Origin of the sequence: Erwinia sp. STN24 (assembly GCF_041320675.1) — a bacterium.
Taxonomy (GTDB): domain Bacteria; phylum Pseudomonadota; class Gammaproteobacteria; order Enterobacterales; family Enterobacteriaceae; genus Erwinia; species Erwinia aeris.
Genome location: NZ_JBGGPM010000001.1, coordinates 47,006 through 61,889 on the forward strand (window position 1 = coordinate 47,006; position 14,884 = coordinate 61,889).

Consider the following 14,884-nt stretch of genomic DNA (forward strand, 5'->3'; position numbering starts at 1 on the left):
AGGATTGACCATGGACGCAGCGTCCATGGCTTGGGCTTCTCGCTCTAGTATGTTGAAAGCGTGAGGCGGTCAACAGGAACTGCAATTCGCAGGCCAGGTTTTAAAATGCAGAAAAAAACGACCGGCAAATCAGGAAAGCAGGGCGGGTAATTGGTCAGAAAAGGTTAACAATTGCCGACGGAAATTTCCGACTGCACTTTGATGGTGCCGTAAACCCAACATTTATGGTGCAGGCGCCTGCCTGTAAGGCAGAACGGCCGCCCGACCCGCTGAAAAAAAAGCCTTAATGGGGATAGCCCTGAAGGCAGAAGTATGCTTCAGGTCGGACAAGACCGCGCAGGACAGGTAAAAAATTTAAGGAAAAAATTTTTTTTGCGTACGCGCTCACAGGACGCTGCGTTTTATACACAGCAGACGGGTTGGGCGTTGAAATCAGTTATCCACCATTCCTGTGGATAACCATGTGTATGAATGACTGAAAACCTGTAAAAGGCGAGAGCCGGCGCGGCTTAAGCTTGAGTTGGTGCTAAACTCGGCTGAAATAACATTGCATTAAATTTCAATGCGTTAGTGAAAATCAAGCGGGGAAGGATCGCAGCATATTTTGCCCGCGCCATTTTGTCAGGATGTCTTGACAAATGTTAAAGTTTCAGTCCGGCTGGGGATAACCCCTTCACTTTCTTGCCGCTTAAGCATCCGTTCAACGCTGTTGGCCCACACGCGCGCTGCCTTCCCTTTGTTCTAATCGATAACTGGAGATATATCCAGTATTTTTTGCTGGCAAAATCGTCATAGCAGAGTAAAATTACCACCCTGTCCGCGCTTTTCATCATCAGGTAGCCATGCAATGAGCAAAGTCTTTAAACTTAATTCCGCCTTTCAACCTTCCGGCGATCAGCCTGAAGCCATTCGCCGCCTTGAAGAAGGGCTGCAGGATGGACTGGCGCATCAGACGCTGCTCGGCGTAACGGGGTCGGGCAAAACGTTTACCGTTGCCAACGTCATCGCCGATCTCAATCGGCCTACGATGGTGCTGGCGCCGAATAAAACCTTAGCGGCGCAACTTTACGGGGAGATGAAGGAATTCTTTCCGGAAAATGCCGTGGAGTATTTCGTCTCCTACTACGACTACTATCAGCCGGAAGCCTACGTGCCCAGTTCGGATACCTTTATCGAAAAGGACGCCTCCGTTAACGAGCATATTGAACAGATGCGTCTGTCGGCGACCAAAGCGCTGCTGGAGCGTCGGGATGTCATCGTGGTGGCGTCGGTGTCGGCGATTTACGGCCTGGGCGATCCGGATTCCTATCTGAAAATGATGCTGCATTTGACGCGCGGCATGGTTATCGATCAGCGCGCCATTCTGCGGCGTCTGGCGGAGCTGCAATACAGCCGCAACGACCAGGCTTTTCAGCGCGGGACTTTCCGCGTACGCGGCGAAGTGATCGATATCTTCCCGGCGGAATCGGACGACTATGCGCTGCGCGTCGAGCTGTTTGACGAAGAGGTCGAACGGCTGTCGATTTTCGACCCGCTGACGGGCCAGATCACCTCGGTGATCCCGCGCTATACCATCTATCCAAAGACGCACTACGTGACGCCGCGCGAGCGCATCATACAGGCGATGGAAGACATTAAAGTCGAGCTGGCCGATCGCCGTAAAACGCTGCTGGCGAACAATAAGCTGCTGGAAGAACAGCGTATTTCCCAGCGCACGCAGTTCGATTTAGAAATGATGAACGAGCTGGGCTACTGCTCGGGCATTGAGAACTACTCGCGCTACCTTTCCGGCCGTGGGCCTGGCGAGGCGCCGCCGACGCTGTTTGACTATCTGCCGGCGGATGGCCTGTTGGTGATTGACGAATCGCACGTCACCATCCCGCAGATCGGCGGCATGTATCGCGGCGACCGGGCGCGTAAAGAAACGCTGGTGGAGTACGGCTTCCGCCTACCGTCGGCGCTGGATAACCGTCCGATGAAGTTTGAAGAGTTCGAGGCGCTGGCGCCGCAGACCATCTACGTTTCCGCTACGCCAGGCAAGTACGAGCTGGAAAAATCGGGCGGCGAAGTGGTGGATCAGGTGGTGCGTCCGACCGGCCTGTTGGATCCGCTGATCGAAGTGCGTCCGGTCGCTACTCAGGTTGACGATCTGCTGTCGGAAATCCGCAAGCGCGTGGCGATTGACGAGCGTGTGCTGGTGACGGTGCTGACCAAGCGTATGGCGGAAGACCTGACCGAGTACCTCACCGAACACGGCGAGCGGGTGCGCTATCTGCACTCGGATATCGACACCGTAGAGCGTGTGGAGATCATTCGCGACCTCCGCCTCGGCAAGTTTGACGTGCTGGTCGGCATCAACCTGCTGCGTGAGGGTCTGGATATGCCGGAAGTTTCGCTGGTGGCGATCCTGGATGCCGACAAAGAGGGCTTCCTGCGTTCCGAACGCTCGCTGATCCAGACTATCGGTCGCGCCGCGCGTAACGTTAACGGCAAGGCTATTCTCTACGGCGATAAAATTACGCCGTCGATGGAAAGGGCGATTGGCGAAACTGAACGTCGCCGCGAGAAGCAGGAGATCTACAACAAGGAAAAAGGCATTGTGCCGCAGGCGCTCAACAAGAAGATCGCCGACATTCTGGAGCTGGGCCAGGGCATCAACAAAAATAAACCGAAACGCCTTAAATCGCCTCGCGATGTGGTGGAGGACGATGCGGCGGTGGTCGATTTATCGCCAAAAGGGTTGCAGAAGCGTATCCGCGAGCTGGAAACGAAAATGCAGGAGCACGCCAAAAACCTGGAGTTCGAAGAGGCCGCCAACGTACGCGATCAGCTGCATCAGGTACGCGAGCTGTTTATTGCCGCTTCCTGAGACGCGGCACCAGGCCGTCGCCGTCTCGTCCTGGGAGCAAGGGTTTCGGCGCGCTAGCCCAGTCGCTGGATCGCGTGCTCCAGCGCGCTGTGCAGCAGCTGGCGGTCGTGGCGGTATTTGATATCCGCCGCCTCCAGCGGCTCCTGCACGATCAGGCGTTCGCTGACGCCCGTAGTATCCACATGCGGGCCGACCACGACGGCATCAATCACCTTCCTGCCGATATATTTTTCCATGACGGTCAGCTTATCCGCCAGCGTCAGCTGTGCCGCCGCCGGGCTAAGCTCTTTGCCCAGATTACCGATAAACACCATCGGCGCGGGCGTGCGTCTGAGCGCCTGCGCCATATCCGGCAGCAGCAGCACCGGCATCAGGCTGGTATAGAAACTGCCTGGCCCAATCAGGATCAGGTCGGCCTCGTGGATTGCCTCAACCGCTTCTTTGGTCGCGTTGGCTCTGGCCGAAAGCAGCAGCTCGCGCGGCGGCATGGCAAGCTTGTCGATCGCCGTTTCGCCGTAAACCTGCTGACCCCGATCGTCAAGGGCTATCAGGTCGACCGGCTGTTCGGACATGGGGATCAGAAAAGCATCCACCTTCAGCAAACTGCGGATCAGATTGATCGCCTCGATCGGCCGCACGCTCAGGTGATCCAGCGCTTTCAGCATCAGATTACCCAGGTTATGTCCGGCCAGCTCGCCCTGGCCACCGAAGCGATACTCGAACATGGCGGAGGCCACGCTGGGTTCGGTAATCAGCTGGTTCAGGCAGTTGCGCATATCACCCCAGGCGATGCCGCCTTCCGCATGACGAATACGTCCCGTGGAGCCGCCGTTATCGGTGGTCGTGACAATGCCGGTCAGGCGTGAGCCGAGCGACGACAGCGCGGATAAAACACGGCCCAGGCCATGCCCGCCGCCAAGCGCCACGACGCGATCGAGATCGGCCAGAGTACGGTTACGCATAAAATTCCTTCAATATGTTAACAGTGCAGCCAGCCTGTCAGTGGTTTTTGCCTTATTTTACGCTAAGGTGCCGTAAAACGGCGGTAAAAAAACGTTATATATCAAAATACATAGCGAAATTCCTTACTGGCAACCGCGCTTCGTTAGCAGTAGACTTTTACTACCATGGCTTACCATACCGGTAAGTCACACTTAGCCCTGGCGCCTAAGTCTTCGGATAGGGTGCTTTGGCCGCAACTTTACGTTGCCAGGGTGCAGAAAGAAATGCCTGCATCTCCCGATATTTGGAAAGGTGTTCTGGTGTCACAATTTACTGATAATTTCGACCGCAGCTTTTACTATCTGCGCCTGTCGATCACGGACGTTTGTAATTTCCGCTGTACCTATTGCCTGCCGGATGGCTACAAGCCGCAGGGCGTCACCAACAAAAGCTTCCTCTCGCTGGATGAAATCCGGCGCGTCACCCGTGCCTTTGCGGCGGCGGGCACGGAAAAGGTGCGCCTGACGGGCGGTGAACCTTCGCTGCGTCGCGATTTTACCGACATTATCGCCGCGGTGCGCGAAAACAGCGCTATTCGTCAGCTGGCGGTCACCACTAACGGCTACCGGCTGGCGCGTGACGTGGCGTCCTGGCGTGAAGCGGGGCTGACGGCGCTGAACGTCAGCATCGACAGCCTTGATGCCCGTCAGTTTCACGCTATCACCGGTCAGGACAAATTCCATCAGGTCATGGCGGGTATTGACGCGGCCTTTGACGCAGGCTTCAGCAAGGTCAAAGTCAACACCGTGCTGATGCGCGACGTTAACCATCACAGCCTGCAAACCTTCCTTGACTGGATCCGCGACCGGCCAATCCAGCTACGCTTTATTGAGCTGATGGAAACCGGCGAAGGCGGCGATCTGTTCCGTAATCACCACGTATCAGGCGAGGTGATCCGCGACCAGCTGCTCCAGCAGGGCTGGGTTCGCCAGCTACGCGGGCGCAGCGACGGCCCGGCGCAGGTGTTCTGCCATCCGGACTATGCCGGTGAAATCGGCCTGATCATGCCCTACGAGAAAAATTTCTGCGCCAGCTGTAACCGCCTGCGCGTGTCGGCCGTCGGCAAGCTGCACCTCTGTCTGTTTGGCGATGGTGGCGTGTCGCTGCGCGATCTGCTGCAAAGCGACGATCAGCAGGCAGAGTTGCAGGCGCGCATTGCCGCCAGCCTGAAAACCAAAAAGCAGACGCATTTTCTGCATCAGGGCAACACCGGCATCACGCAGAATCTCTCTTTTATCGGCGGCTAACGCATGGAGTCTACAATGGCAAAATCGACGGCGGAATTTATCCCGCTTAACGTGGCGGTGTTGACCGTCTCCGACAGCCGCGACGCGGCGGAAGATACCTCGGGCGACTATCTGCGTGAAGCGCTGGCGGAAGCCGGGCATCAGGTGCTGGATCACGCGCTGGTGAAAGACAACCGCTACCGCATTCGCGCCGTGGTCTCCAGCTGGATCGCCAGCGCGGATGTCCAGGTGGTGATCGTGAACGGCGGGACGGGCTTTAACAGCAAAAACAGCACGCCGGAAGCGCTGCTGCCGCTGTTCGATCGTGAAATCGACGGCTTTGGCGAGCTGTTCCGCATGGTTTCCTGGGAAGATGTCGGCAGCGCGACCATTCAGTCGCGCGCCGTCGCGGGCATGGCCAACCAGACGGTGATTTTTGCCGTTCCCGGCTCCACCCGCGCCTGTCAAAGCGCCTGGGAAAGCATTATCCGCGATCAGCTCGACGCCCGCACTCGTCCCTGTAATTTTGTCTCGCACCTGAAGAAGCCCTGAACTATGTCCCAACTGACCCATATTAACGCCTCCGGCGAGGCGCACATGGTGGATGTCTCCGCCAAAAACGACACCGTACGTGAAGCGCGTGCGGAAGCCTTTGTGGTGATGCATCCCGATACGCTCCAGATGATCCTGGACGGCAGCCATCACAAGGGCGATGTCTTCGCCACGGCGCGCATTGCGGGTATTCAGGCCGCCAAGCGTACCTGGGAGCTGATCCCGCTGTGCCATCCGCTGCTGCTAAGCAAGGTCGAAGTGACGCTGAGCGCCGATACCGCCAACAGCCGCGTGCGTATCGAATCGCTGTGCCGTCTGACCGGCAAAACCGGCGTAGAGATGGAGGCGCTGACGGCGGCCTCGGTGGCCGCGCTGACCATTTACGACATGTGCAAAGCGGTGCAGAAAGATATCAGCATTGAACAGTGCCGACTGCTGAGCAAAAGCGGCGGCAAATCCGGCGATTTTAAGGCGGATAAGCATGATTAACGTTCTTTTTTTTGCGCAGGTGCGCGAGCTGGTCGGCACCGACAGCATCAGCGTTACCGAAGACTACGCCACCGTGGAAGCGCTGCGTGCGGCACTGGCGCAGCGAGGCGATCGCTGGTCGCTGGCGCTCTCGTCAGACAAGCTGCTGGCGGCGGTCAATCAGACTTTGGTTTCCGCCCAGCATCCGCTGAAAGCGGGCGACGAGGTCGCGTTTTTCCCACCGGTAACCGGAGGTTAAAATGGAAACCCGGATCAGAGTAGGGCAGGCGCCGTTTGAGATGGCGGAAGAGTACCGCTGGCTGGCCGCCTGTGATGAAGATGGCGCCGTGGTGACCTTTACCGGCAAAGTGCGCAATCACAACCTGGGCGATAACGTTTCTGCGCTGACGCTGGAGCATTATCCGGGGATGACCGAAAAGGCGCTGGCGGAGATCGTGGCCGAAGCGCGCGAACGCTGGCCAATGCAGCGCGTGACGGTGATCCACCGTATCGGCGAGCTGTTTCCCGGCGATGAAATCGTGCTGGTTGGCGTCAGCGGCGCGCATCGAGGCGCGGCTTTTGCGGCGGCGGAATTTATTATGGATTATCTGAAAACCCGCGCGCCGTTCTGGAAAAGAGAAGCCACGCCGGAAGGCGAGCGCTGGGTTGATGCCCGCGACAGCGATAAAGAAGCCGCCTCGCGCTGGGCATAGCGGTTCTTTGCCGCCGGTCGGCAAGGGCGGGCCGTTCCGGAGGCTGTTTTAGCCCGCTCTGATGGATTAATCATGTTTCGCTGTGTAACCTTGAGGTAAATTTTTTTTACACATGGAAAGTCATGGTTTACTCCGCCGTTAAACGTCTGTCGCTGCTGGCCTTGCTGGTGCTGGCAGGCTGTAGCACTCAACCTGAAAAGAAGCTGCCCGAGCGGCGCCCGGCCGATGTAAAAGCGCAGATCACCCGGCTGCTGCCGTCCAAAGTCAGCGATCGTCAGGGCTGGACTGACGACATCTTCGCCGCGTTCACCAGCCAGAAGCTCGATCCTTCCGTCAGCAACGTCTGCGCCGTTATTGCCGTCGCCGATCAGGAAACTACCTTTAATGCTAACGCCAGCGTGCCGGGCCTGCCGAAAATCGCCTGGGGCGAAATCGACCGCCGCGCGGGCAAGCTGCATATTCCCTCCTTCGTGGTGCGTACCGCGCTGCGGATCAAATCGCCGAACGGCGAGAGCTATACCGACAGGCTGGACAAGGTGCGCAGCGAAAAAGAGCTGAGCGCCATTTTTGATGATTTTATCAATATGGTGCCGATGGGGCAGACGCTGTTTGGCAACCTCAACCCTATCCACACCGGCGGCCCGATGCAGGTCAGCATTGCTTTTGCCGAGGCCCATGCCGATGGCTACCCTTACCCAATCGATGGCACTATTCGTCGGGAAGTGTTCAGCCGTCGCGGCGGCGTCTGGTTCGGCACCCGCCATCTGCTTGGCTACCCGGCTAACTACAGCAAAACGCTTTACCGCTTCGCGGATTTCAACGCGGGCTGGTATGCCAGCCGCAACGCGGCGTTTCAGGCTGCTGTGGCGCGGCTTAGCGGCATTAAACTGGCGCTGGACGGCGATTTGATCCAGTACGGTTCGGATGCGGCCGGCTCCACCGAGCTGGCGGTACGGGCGTTGCACTTAGGGTTAAGCGACGGCGCCATCCGCAGCGCGCTGGAGAAAGGCGAAACGCTGGCGTTTGAAAAAACCGACTTATGGCAGCAGGTGTTTGCCCGGGCGGATAAAAATGCCGGCAGGCGTCAGCCGCGCGAGATGCTGCCCGGTATTAAGCTGGAAAGCCCGAAAATTACCCGCAGTCTGACTACCGCCTGGTTCGCGCAGCGCGTGGACGGACGTTATCAAAGCTGTCTGGGACGGGCAAACTAAGTCGGTATGGTTAAATATTGCGCTTTGCTACTGTCCTTAGTACTATAGTAAGGTAAGGTCTGTCAGGGCGCAGGAAGCGCCGGGTAATTGATAGCAAGGATAGCGATAATGGCGATTTTTGTATTAAAGCCGTTCGACAGAAGTCTCAAGGGGACGGGTATTGATAACGATAAGATTCGGCAGGCCGCCAGAGAAGTAATAGCCGGTTATTATGAAGCCAGTCTGGGCGGCCATGTCTATAAAAAGCGCATTCCGCTGGAGGCTGGAAAAAGCGGAGGCGCGCGTGCTGTGGTGGTGTTTAAATTGCAACAGCATCTTTTCTTTGTTAACGGTTACCCTAAATCCGCTGCAAAAAAAGCGGGTAAGGAAATTTCAGCCAGCGAGCTTGAAGCATACAGAAAAATTGCGGCGGAGCTGTTCACTATGTCGCCTGAAATAGTGGAAAAAGCGCTGGCCGCAGGAAAAATGCGAGAGGTTAAATTTGATGGTTGACCATTTAAAGGACTTACAGGAAATCGCCCACGACTTTCATGAAGTCGGCGGCGTTTCTGCTGAAACCGTGCACTACATTGATGCCCGTGTTCGATTGCAGGAGCTACGCCAGCGTCTTCCGGCGGTGCAGGATATGCCCGGCCAGGCGATACGGCAGCTGCGCGAGCGTTTCGATCTCAGCCAGGCGATGCTGGCCGAATACGTCAATATGTCGGTGGTAACCATTTCCAAATGGGAGCGGGGCGAAAAGAAACCTAACGGCGCGGCGTTAAGGGTACTGAATACGCTGGCGCGCAAAGGCCCGGATGCTTTTGCCTGACGTTATCCTGAGCGATTAAGGCAGCCTCACTAAGAGGCTGCCATCTTCCGTTATGCCGATTCCAGCCTGAAAATTTGTACCGTTTGCGCCAGCTGTTTCGCCTGATCTTCCAGCGAAGCGGCGGCGGCGGACATTTGCTGAACCAGCGCGGAGTTCTGCTGCGTCGCGCCGTCCATCTGGTTGACGGCCACCGTCACCTGGCCAATGCCCTGCGACTGCTCGTCGGAAGCGTGCACGATCTCGCCGATAATCGTCTTCACGGAATTCACGGCGGTATTCATCTCCTGCATGGTTCTGCCCGCGTCCTGCACCAGCGAAACCCCGGTATTCACGCGCTGCGTTGATTCGCCAATCAGCGCCGAGATGTCTTTTACCGCGTTGGCGCTGCGCTGCGCCAGACTGCGTACTTCCGACGCCACCACGGCGAAACCACGGCCCTGTTCGCCAGCCCGAGCGGCTTCCACCGCGGCGTTAAGCGCCAGAATATTGGTCTGGAAAGCAATGCCGTTAATGATGCTGGTGATCGCACCGATTTTCTGCGAGCTTTCGTCAATCTGCTGCATGATTTCCACCACCTGCTGCACCAGCTGCTCGCCTCGCTGTGCGATAGCGGTGGCGTTATCGGTCAGCTCGGTGGCGCTGTGCGCGTTATCGGCATTGTGCTTCACCGTGGCGGTAAGCTGTTCCATGCTGGCGGCGGTCTCTTCCAGCGCGGCGGCCTGCTGTTCGGTACGTGATGCCAGATCGAGGTTGCCGGAAGCGATCTCTTCTGCGCCCTGGCGGACGGAATCGCTGGCGGAAATGATCTCGCCAACCATCGTGCGCAGCTGCTGCTGCATGGTCTGCATGGCGAAGAAAATGCTTTGCCTGTCCTGCGCACCAACCGGAATATCCGCGCTGAGGTTGCCTTCCGCCACGCCAAGCGCGATTTCTGCGGCCTGAGAGGGTTCGCCGCCCACCGGCCGGGAGATTTTTCGGCTGAACAGCACACCCAGCACGGCGCAGACAATCACAATGCTCAGCACCATCATAATCAGCGCATGGATCAGCTGACGGTTGGCCTCAGCCATTACCGCACTGACCGGCGCCACCACGCCCAGATACCAGGGCTGCTGGCTGTTGCCGATGGTCACAGGGCGCCAGGTTTCCAGCACATCCTCGCCCAGCACGCGGTCAAAATGCTGCACCACATCCTGGGTAAAGCCGTTGGTTTCGCCTTTATACGCCTTGCCCGCTTCCGCTTTGTCAGGGCTGGACACCACCAGGCCTTTGTTGGAAAGCAGCAGCGCATAGCCGGTGCCGCTCCAGGGCTTCACCGCGCCCACGCTTTTTTGCAGCGAGGCGAGCGAGATATCGGACGTGGCGACCGCTTTCAGCTGGCCGTTATCCATAATCACCGCCGCCACCGAGGTCAGCAGCGTCGGCACGCCGTTATAGGCGTAGCTGTAAGGTTCAATCAACACATCCTTTTGCAGCTTTTGCGGGATCAGATAGTAGTCGCCCTGGCCGGGCGTGAAGATGGATTCCAGATTATGCATGGCGAAATTGCCCGCGCTGTCGCGATCGACAAAGCGCGCGAAACGTCCCTGCGGCGGCGTACCGGGCCGGGCGGCGAATTCCGCATCTTTGCCGTCAAAGGCATTGGCTTCAAAGGTGATCGACAGCGACAGATAGTCCGGATTCTGCTTCATGGCTGCCTTCATTAACTCTTCCGCGACTTTGCGATCGGGCACGCCAGCGGCGGGCAGGGCGAGAATGCTCTGGCCCATATCTCTGGCTACCGTGCGGGCGTAATCAAGGCTTTGCTGCACGCTGAGCGCGTTGCTTTGGGCAATTTGTCCCAGATACTGCTCGGCGATTTTGCGCTGTTGCTGGCTGGACTGCCAGCTGAGCAGACCAATAGTGATGGTAAAACCGAGCGTGATAGTTAACGCGCCGGTCAGGAGCATCATGGTGCGCGTGCTCATTTTTCGCTTCTGGTGTGGCTTGTTCATCAGGAACCCCTGGAGTGAATTAAATTGTTCTCAGACTTCCCGGTAAGCGTTCTCCCTGTGTTCACTCTATCGGCAAAAAATGGTTGACCTTTATACAGTCGCGGGGCGTCAGGCCAGGTTTGTGGTGCAAGGGGAATTTTTGTCACGAAAAAGCTACAGGCGCTGCTGGCCCAACCCGGCCGGACTGTGCCAGACTTAGCAGTAAATTCACCTTAAAGGAGAGCATCATGGAAAGATATCCTCGTTCCAACGGTTCTATTGTTTCCGGCGCCACCACGGGCCTGCAAACCTACATGGCGCAGGTCTACGGCTGGATGACCTGCGGTCTGCTGCTGACCGCTTTCGTGTCCTGGTTTGCCGCCAACACCCCTGCGGTCATGCAGCTGGTTTTTGCCAATAAAATTACCTTTTACGGGCTGATTATCGCCCAGCTGGCCGTGGTCTTTGTGCTGTCCGGCATGGTGCACAAGCTGAGCGGCGCGGTCGCGACCGGTCTGTTTATGCTCTATTCGGCGCTGACCGGGCTGACGCTGGCCAGCATCTTTTTGCTATACACCTATTCGTCTATCGCCAGCACTTTTGTGGTCACGGGCGGGATGTTCGGCGTAATGAGCTTCTGGGGCTATACCACTAAGCGCGATCTGAGCCGGATGGGCAGCATCCTGTTTATGGCGCTGATCGGCATTTTGCTGGCGTCGCTGGTCAACTTCTGGCTGAAAAGCACCGCGCTGATGTGGGCGGTTACCTATATCGGCGTGCTGGTGTTCGTCGGGCTGACCGCGTATGACACGCAGAAGCTGAAAAATATCGGTGAGAATATTGATGTGCGGGATAAAGAGAATCTGCGCCGCCACTCGATTATGGGCGCGCTGACGTTGTATCTGGACTTTATTAACCTGTTCCTGATGCTGCTGCGGATTTTCGGCAACCGCCGTTAATGAACAAGGGGCGTTTACCGCCCCTTTTTTTACGCCTGCTTTTGCATATCCTGCTGGTTTTTATGCCGCAGGCTTTTCGCCCGGCTCTCCAGCCACAGATAAAGCACCAGCGCCAACAGCAGCGGCGCGATAAAGTAGATGACGCGATAGGCCAATAGCCCGGCGATAATGGCGCCGTGCGACAGATGCTCGCCGCTCAACAGCGCCAGGAATACCGCTTCCAGCACGCCAATTCCGGCAGGGATATGAATAATCACGCCCGCAATACTGCTGATCAGCAGCACGCCCAGCACCTGAGGATAATCAACCTGCTGCGCAAACAGCAGCCAGATAATCATCCCCATCACCAGCCAGTTAGCGCTGGACACCGCAAACTGCAGCATCGCCATACGGAAAGAGGGCAGAGCCAGCTTGTGGCCTTTTACCGTCCAGCGGCGACGTTTGGAGAAGGCGCAGAGTGCAAGATAAAACACCACAAAGGCCAGCAGCCCCGCGCCGATCGCGCGCAGCGTGCCTTCGCCGATAAACCAGCCTTTGGGGATCGGCACCGCGCCGCTGCTGAAGACGATACCGGCCACCAGCACGTAGCCCAGCCAGTTGGTGGCGATACTGAGCGAAAAAATACGCGTAATGGTGCTGCCGCTCAGGCCGAGCCGCGAATAGAGCCGGTAGCGCATCGCCACGCCGCCTACCCAGGTACTGAGCGTCAGGTTAAAGGCGTAGCAGATAAACGACACCAGCATCACCTGCCGCTTTTGCAGCTTGTGGCCGCAGTAGGCCTGGCCGATTAAATCGTAGAGGCCATAGGTCAGATAGCTGACCACCACCAGGCCTACGGAGGCGAGAATAGCCGTGCGGTTATAGTTGGTGATAACGTTAAGCACGTCATGCCAGTTAACCTTGCGGGCGTAAATCACCAGCAGCACGATTACCGCGATAAAAAACAGGCCGGTCAGCCCTTTTTTTATCCATTTCCAGCGAGTATGTGACTGAGACATCAGGATTTAGCCCTCTCTTTTTCACTGTCAGATTCGACGCGATCCTGGGTTTCCATTTCAGGCTGCACCGGCGGCGCGATCTGCGCCAGCTTAGGCGTATGCGCGGGCAGCCAGCCGGCAATCGCCGGGAAATGCCGCAGGAAGTGGAAGACCACAATGCTTTTCCCCAGCTGCCACCAGTTTTGAGGAGGGAGCTTATCTTCATCCACCCGTACGCAATCCTCGGCCAGCAAACGCGCCAGTTCGGTGCGCAGGGTCTGGTTGAATGCGCGATCGTGAATGATCAGATTCGCCTCCAGGTTCAGCGACAGGCTAAGCGGATCGAGATTGCTGGAGCCAACCGTTGACCAGAAGTTATCCTGGATGGCAATTTTGGCATGGAGCGGACGCCGGATATATTCGTACACCTCCACGCCGCCGCCGACCAGATAGTTATACAGTAGCTCTGCGCCGACCTTGACGATCGGCATATCGGGCTTGCCCTGCACGATCAATTTCACCGATACGCCGCGCTGGGCCGCCGAGCGCATTTCGCGCAGCAGACGATAGCCGGGGAAGAAATAGGCGTTGGCGATAATCACCTCTTCTTTGGCCTCGCGCAGCATATCGATATAGTGTTGCTCGATATCGTCGCGGTGCTCGTCGTTATCGCGCCAGACAAACAGCACCTGCGCATCGCCCGGCGCACGGTTGCGCACGGCGCGGTGCGACCGTCCGTTCCACCAGCGCCTGACCGGCTGTTCGCTGTTGATCGCCTCCTTGACGTAGCGGGCAATATCTTCCACCACCGGGCCTTTGACCTCGACGGTGTAGTCCTGCTTCGCTTCTTCGCCGTAGCTGGAATTATGCTCGGCGGAATAGTTAATGCCGCCGACAAAAGCGATTTCACCGTCGCAAACCACGGTTTTACGGTGCATGCGGCGGAAAACGTTGGTTCTCATGCCAAACACCAGCGGGCGCGGATCGTAAAAGATAAAGCGCACGCCAGCGGAGGTGAGACTGCGGATAAATTCCGGCGAAAGGTCGTTAGAGCCATAGCCGTCCAGCAGCATTTCAACCTTCACGCCGCGCGTGGCGGCATCCAGAATAACTTCCTGCAGGGCTTTCCCGACTTCATCCTCAAAAAGAATAAAAGTTTCCAGCAGCACGCTCTCTTTTGCGCGGCGGATCGCCTCGAAGACGCGGGGAAAATATTGTTCGCCATTGGCCAACAGGCGCAGGCGATTACCGTCACGCCATTCCGTTTTCATAAGTGTATCTCCACAGCCAGAGGCGCGTGATCGGACAGGTGCGACCAGGGTCGCAGCGGTATTTTGTGCGGATGACTGACGGCGGCATTACGAACGTAAATTCGATCCAGTCGTAACAGAGGAAAGCGGGCAGGGAAGGTACGTGCCGGGCGGCCGTTTTTCTGGCTGAATACCTCTTCCATCCCCGCTCCTCGTTGTAATATTTTATTGGCTTTTTGCTGCCAGTCGTTGAAGTCGCCCGCCACCACCACGGGTTCATCCGGCGGCAGACTATTAAGCAGCTCGCAGAGCATGGTTAGCTGAGCGGCGCGATGCGCGTCCCGCAGGCCCAGATGCACGCAGACGGTATGCAAAATCTTGTCGCTGTCGGGGAGCGTTATTTTACAGTACAGGAGGCCCCGCTTTTCCGTGCCCTCTACGGAGATATCCCGGTTTTCATAGGACAAAATGGGAAAGCGGGACAGCAGCGCGTTGCCATGATGGCCTTCAGGATAGACGGCGTTGCACCCATAGGCGAAATCTTGCCACATCATCTCGGCAAGAAATTCGTAATGGGGCGTGTCGGGCCAGTTCTGCACCTTAATAGAGTGCAGATCGTGAGAGCCCATGACCTCCTGCAAAAAGACAATATCGGCCGAGGTATCTCTGACCGCATCCCTTAATTCCGGCAAAATAAAACGCTTATTGGTCGCGCTGAAACCCATGTGCGTATTGATCGTCAGGACTTTTAATGAAAATCCTTGCGGTTTTTGTGACATACTGTGCGCGCTCTCCTCTTCGGATCAGGAAGAGTAAAGTGTAGTCCTTGTCACAAAAGTGTGCCGCTAAGTGCAGAAATTTACGGCATTAATT

Annotated in this window: 15 protein-coding genes and 1 riboswitch; of the genes, 10 read left to right on the plus strand and 5 right to left on the minus strand. The window is 57.1% G+C overall.

Annotated elements, in window-relative coordinates; translation table 11 throughout:
- Positions 1-847 precede the first annotated feature (847 nt).
- A complete protein-coding gene (gene uvrB / locus ACA373_RS00260; protein WP_301251296.1) occupies positions 848-2,869 on the plus strand; it encodes an excinuclease ABC subunit UvrB in 2,022 nt (673 codons plus the stop codon).
- A gap of 53 nt (positions 2,870-2,922) precedes the next feature.
- Here the strand turns inward: uvrB and yvcK are convergent, their stop codons facing one another.
- Complete coding sequence (gene yvcK / locus ACA373_RS00265; protein WP_301251295.1) at positions 2,923-3,831, minus strand: uridine diphosphate-N-acetylglucosamine-binding protein YvcK; 909 nt, start codon at positions 3,829-3,831, stop codon at positions 2,923-2,925.
- Positions 3,832-4,008: 177 nt separating this feature from the next.
- Positions 4,009-4,142: riboswitch (molybdenum cofactor riboswitch) on the plus strand.
- On the opposite strand from yvcK, the gene moaA reads away from it, so the two are divergent.
- The 8 genes from moaA to ACA373_RS00305 all read left to right on the plus strand — a co-directional run bounded on the left by moaA (position 4,129) and on the right by ACA373_RS00305 (position 8,852).
- The gene (gene moaA / locus ACA373_RS00270; RefSeq protein WP_253461063.1) at positions 4,129-5,118 is read left to right on the plus strand and encodes a GTP 3',8-cyclase MoaA; all 990 of its coding nucleotides are present in this window, start codon (positions 4,129-4,131) and stop codon (positions 5,116-5,118) included. (Overlaps the previous riboswitch by 14 nt.)
- Before the next feature lie 15 nt (positions 5,119-5,133).
- Entirely contained in the window at positions 5,134-5,649 is a 516-nt protein-coding gene (gene moaB, locus ACA373_RS00275; RefSeq protein WP_253454832.1) for a molybdenum cofactor biosynthesis protein B, read from the plus strand.
- A gap of 3 nt (positions 5,650-5,652) precedes the next feature.
- Positions 5,653-6,138 (plus strand): cyclic pyranopterin monophosphate synthase MoaC, encoded by a 486-nt coding sequence (gene moaC / locus ACA373_RS00280; protein ID WP_253454831.1) that lies wholly within the window; start codon positions 5,653-5,655, stop codon positions 6,136-6,138.
- Positions 6,131-6,376, plus strand: coding sequence for a molybdopterin synthase sulfur carrier subunit (moaD, locus tag ACA373_RS00285; RefSeq protein WP_253454830.1), 246 nt, complete (start codon positions 6,131-6,133; stop codon positions 6,374-6,376). Before moaC ends, moaD begins: the two co-directional genes overlap by 8 nt.
- Position 6,377: 1 nt before the next feature.
- The gene (gene moaE, locus ACA373_RS00290; protein ID WP_125288839.1) at positions 6,378-6,830 is read left to right on the plus strand and encodes a molybdopterin synthase catalytic subunit MoaE; all 453 of its coding nucleotides are present in this window, start codon (positions 6,378-6,380) and stop codon (positions 6,828-6,830) included.
- A gap of 122 nt (positions 6,831-6,952) precedes the next feature.
- The gene (locus ACA373_RS00295; RefSeq protein ID WP_253454829.1) at positions 6,953-8,041 is read left to right on the plus strand and encodes a DUF1615 domain-containing protein; all 1,089 of its coding nucleotides are present in this window, start codon (positions 6,953-6,955) and stop codon (positions 8,039-8,041) included.
- A gap of 108 nt (positions 8,042-8,149) precedes the next feature.
- The gene (locus tag ACA373_RS00300) at positions 8,150-8,533 is read left to right on the plus strand and encodes a type II toxin-antitoxin system RelE/ParE family toxin (RefSeq protein WP_370733837.1); all 384 of its coding nucleotides are present in this window, start codon (positions 8,150-8,152) and stop codon (positions 8,531-8,533) included.
- Positions 8,526-8,852: a DNA-binding transcriptional regulator gene (locus tag ACA373_RS00305; protein WP_301251287.1), complete on the plus strand. Its 327-nt coding sequence runs from the start codon at positions 8,526-8,528 to the stop codon at positions 8,850-8,852. Before ACA373_RS00300 ends, ACA373_RS00305 begins: the two co-directional genes overlap by 8 nt.
- Positions 8,853-8,902: 50 nt before the next feature.
- Here ACA373_RS00305 and ACA373_RS00310 read toward each other — a convergent pair whose 3' ends face one another.
- On the minus strand, positions 8,903-10,846 hold the full coding sequence (locus tag ACA373_RS00310) for a methyl-accepting chemotaxis protein (RefSeq protein ID WP_253454826.1): 1,944 nt from the start codon (positions 10,844-10,846) through the stop codon (positions 8,903-8,905).
- Between the two features lie 227 nt (positions 10,847-11,073).
- Here ACA373_RS00310 and ACA373_RS00315 point away from each other — a divergent pair, with 227 nt between their 5' ends.
- Entirely contained in the window at positions 11,074-11,784 is a 711-nt protein-coding gene (locus ACA373_RS00315) for a Bax inhibitor-1/YccA family protein (RefSeq protein WP_125288836.1), read from the plus strand.
- A 29-nt stretch (positions 11,785-11,813) separates the two neighbouring features.
- Here the strand turns inward: ACA373_RS00315 and ACA373_RS00320 are convergent, their stop codons facing one another.
- From ACA373_RS00320 to ACA373_RS00330, 3 genes are read right to left on the minus strand one after another with little or no spacing between them, the layout of a single operon-like run.
- Positions 11,814-12,782 carry a lysylphosphatidylglycerol synthase domain-containing protein gene (locus tag ACA373_RS00320; protein WP_370733838.1) on the minus strand — a complete coding sequence of 323 codons (969 nt, stop codon included), beginning with the start codon at positions 12,780-12,782 and terminating at the stop codon, positions 11,814-11,816.
- Positions 12,782-14,032 (minus strand): cardiolipin synthase ClsB, encoded by a 1,251-nt coding sequence (clsB, locus tag ACA373_RS00325; RefSeq protein ID WP_370733839.1) that lies wholly within the window; start codon positions 14,030-14,032, stop codon positions 12,782-12,784. Before clsB ends, ACA373_RS00320 begins: the two co-directional genes overlap by 1 nt.
- Entirely contained in the window at positions 14,029-14,790 is a 762-nt protein-coding gene (locus ACA373_RS00330) for an endonuclease/exonuclease/phosphatase family protein (RefSeq protein ID WP_370733840.1), read from the minus strand. Before ACA373_RS00330 ends, clsB begins: the two co-directional genes overlap by 4 nt.
- Positions 14,791-14,884: the final 94 nt, after the last annotated feature.